Genomic DNA, 3,115 nt, shown 5'->3' with positions numbered 1-3,115 from the left:
AATCTTTATGCCTTTCTCCCACCAATAACTGACCGATTACCTCAGCCGAACGGTATTTAATTACCAGTTACCAATCACCAGTTACCAGAATCAAATTCCGTGCGTTATTTGTTCAACACGACACTAGCACGATAATTGTTTTACCCAATCCTTTAAGTTCCTTTATTTTTTCCAAGATAGTATCTATTATATTGGGATTAACCCCGCTTACGGGTTCATCAATAAGCAATAAATCAAAGTTGCCGCATAATAGCCTTGCCAGACTCAGAAGTTTCTGCTGACCCCAGGATAGATTCTCTGCTAATGTATCCTTCATCTCCGCAAGTCCCATAAAGTCAAGCCATTGCATCCCTATTTCCCTCTTCTTTTTCTCCCTGCCATTTTTTCTCCCAAAGATAGCTTTAAAAGGGTTTTCTGAACCATCCTTGAAGGTAACTAAGAGATTGTCCAGCAGGGTAAGTTTTTTGTAAGCGTTCAGGTGTCCATAAGGAGAAAAGGGGAAATGGGGAGAAAGGAGAGTGGTAGTGGAATTAGGTAGCAGAAGGTTTCATCAGTTGTCAATGACATTCTAAATAATATGATTTTCTTACTAAAATAAGAATACTTTTTCCCCTTTTCCCTAATTTCTCCATTTCTCCTTCGTTACACCCTGAACGGTTACCTTTTTGTCTCTTCAAATATAACCCAAATCTCTCTGTTTCCAAACCTTCTTATTGCAATTTCTTCCTCTAATTCTCCCAGTTGATATGGCTCATCTGGGTCAAATATAGTCTCTTCTACTTGACTTCGATTGACCTTCCGCTGCCGCATTCTCTTTTTTGCATGTATTGTAAATATCAACCGTTTATTCCTTATGGATTGTTTCAATTCTTTACCTCTTTTTAACTTTCCATGACATTAGTATATCAGATTTAGCTTTAAAAATCAAGCATTTTTTATATAAAAGGTGAGGAAAATAATCCCCAGTTTGTTAATACCTATAAATAAATACCTTAGAGATTATTTTTAATTTATAGCAATAAATCATGAGGAGCAATTTCCCCAATAATCCATTTGATACCCCTACAAAATAATTAACCTTCCTACTTACTAACCTATGTTAAATCAATTAGTTAAGAAAAAATCCTTAATTCCTTTTAAACTTTGGCATGCTTTTTGCTTATTATATTAGTAGAAAGTAAAAAATAAATAGGAGGTGAAGATAAAATGAAAAGGATATTAATTGGAGATGATAATAAACTTATCAGACGGGCATTAAGAGAAACCATTAATCGTGAAGACTTTGAAATATTAGAAGTAGAAAATGGTAAGCAAATTTTACAAAAATTTGAAGAGTATCAGCCCGATTTACTTGTCATGGATATAAAGATGCCAGGTATAAATGGGATAGAAGTATTAAAGAAGATACGAACAGTGAATCAGGAATTACCAATAATAATAGTTAGTGCATACAAAGGCTTAGAAAAAGACCCTGAGATAGCATTAGGTAAGGTATCATCTTTTATGACTAAACCAATTGATATTGAAGTGTTAAAGGCAAAGGTAACAGAGATATTAGGAGAAAGGATGACTCCAAAAGTTTGGGGTAGTTTACATTAAGGCTAATCATGTCCCACAATTTTTACTGGATACCATGAAGAGTGATAATTCACAATTCACAATTGACAATTCACCATTCACCATTTTAAGGAGATTTAGGGAAAAAATCGTGAATTGTGAATGGTGAATTGCGAATTGTGAATGAATGTAACATTGTCCAGTAAAACTTATGGGTAAAGATAAATACATTAAGGAGGTGGATTAAAATGATAACGCAAGTTAATGGTACTTTATATGAACATCATTATGATGAATATTTACATTCTGAGGTATGGCAAAAATTACCTCCAGGAGCTACAATGCCTGAGTTCCTTAATGTTCAATCATTAAATTTAAATGGTGGAACAAAGTCAGTTGAGCGAGTATTAGTAGTTGAAGATGAGCATAATATTTGTATGGCATTTATGGATACATTATATCGGGAAGGATATATAGTTTACGCCGCAGAGACAGGTAAAAAGGCTTTAGAGTGTATTAGAAATTATCGACCAGACTTAGTAGTTTTAGACATAAAGATGCCAGATATGAATGGACTGGAACTCCTTAAACGAATAAGAAACGAAGATAAAAATTTGACAGTGATTATTTCCACCGCATACAGAGGATTTAAACAAGACCCAGAAATTGCACTCGGAGATATCTATACCTTTATGACTAAACCAATTAACTTAAATGAACTAATACAAAATGTAAAAGAGGCATTAACACAGAAGACAGAAGACAGAAGACAGAAGATAGAAGATAGAAGACAGAAGACAGAAGTAAACAGTGATACCTTTAAAATCTGACATCTGTCATCTGACTTCTGACATCTGTTACATAAGGGGATGATTAAAATGGATAAGCTTTGTATGATAAACCTGAATATTAAAGTAAAAAAGATTAATGGCATCCCACGAAAATGTTATTACATTGATTATGTAGAATATGACGCGGAGAGGGTAGTAGAATCATCTATAGATAAAACAAAATTAGTTGAAACTCTTAAATCAAAAAAAACTAAATAAATCAGGAGATGATAACAATGAGTACTTATCAAGCAAATACATTTCAGATTAAACTTATTCAAGAATCTGGCTTAGATCCATTTGACTGGATTGATAACTATGCCAGGAGATTTAGAGAAATAGTAGATAGCGGTATTGAGCAATATGAAAAAATTCGTTCAATCATATACATCCAAATCACCAACGGAGATGATAAAAGATGAGTACCAGGTCAGCAATTTGGTTATTAAGTTTATCAATGTTTTTAATAATACTTAATATAATAATGGTGAGTATTAAATAGGGCATAAAAAATCTTAATAGGGCTTCACGAAATTATAAAGTAAGTAATCGGTTAAATGGTAACTGGTAACTAATTACCATTCACCAGTTACCAATTACCAAGAGGGTTGGACCTATTAACTCCAGTAAAATCAAGGGGTTATAATAGTAAGAAGGTAGATTTTAGGGGTGTTTAGGAGGTGAGGTAGGTATATGTAACATATTATAAACATTGGGGTTAGGTTTCA

General features: G+C 33.3%; 6 protein-coding genes. 4 read left to right on the top strand and 2 right to left on the bottom strand.

Going from position 1 to position 3,115, the window contains the following annotated elements; translation table 11 throughout:
• Window positions 1-112: 112 nt before the first annotated feature.
• Together AB1414_18030 and AB1414_18025 are read right to left on the bottom strand one after the other, a co-directional pair.
• Complete coding sequence (locus AB1414_18030) at window positions 113-397, bottom strand: ATP-binding cassette domain-containing protein (GenBank protein MEW6609313.1); 285 nt, start codon at window positions 395-397, stop codon at window positions 113-115.
• 260 nt (window positions 398-657) lie between these two features.
• Window positions 658-867, bottom strand: a complete 210-nt coding sequence (locus AB1414_18025; GenBank protein ID MEW6609312.1) for a hypothetical protein — start codon at window positions 865-867, stop codon at window positions 658-660.
• 339 nt (window positions 868-1,206) lie between these two features.
• On the opposite strand from AB1414_18025, the gene AB1414_18020 reads away from it, so the two are divergent.
• The 4 genes from AB1414_18020 (at window position 1,207) to AB1414_18005 (ending at window position 2,809) form a co-directional block, all read left to right on the top strand.
• On the top strand, window positions 1,207-1,599 hold the full coding sequence (locus AB1414_18020) for a response regulator (GenBank protein ID MEW6609311.1): 393 nt from the start codon (window positions 1,207-1,209) through the stop codon (window positions 1,597-1,599).
• A 206-nt stretch (window positions 1,600-1,805) separates the two neighbouring features.
• The gene (locus AB1414_18015; GenBank protein ID MEW6609310.1) at window positions 1,806-2,387 is read left to right on the top strand and encodes a response regulator; all 582 of its coding nucleotides are present in this window, start codon (window positions 1,806-1,808) and stop codon (window positions 2,385-2,387) included.
• Window positions 2,388-2,435: 48 nt separating this feature from the next.
• Complete coding sequence (locus AB1414_18010) at window positions 2,436-2,606, top strand: hypothetical protein (protein ID MEW6609309.1); 171 nt, start codon at window positions 2,436-2,438, stop codon at window positions 2,604-2,606.
• 17 nt (window positions 2,607-2,623) lie between these two features.
• A complete protein-coding gene (locus AB1414_18005) occupies window positions 2,624-2,809 on the top strand; it encodes a hypothetical protein (GenBank protein ID MEW6609308.1) in 186 nt (61 codons plus the stop codon).
• Window positions 2,810-3,115: the final 306 nt, after the last annotated feature.

This window comes from bacterium (assembly GCA_040755795.1).
Classification (GTDB): Bacteria; UBA9089; CG2-30-40-21; order CG2-30-40-21; family SBAY01; genus JBFLXS01.
This window is presented reverse-complemented; position numbering and strand designations above follow the sequence as displayed.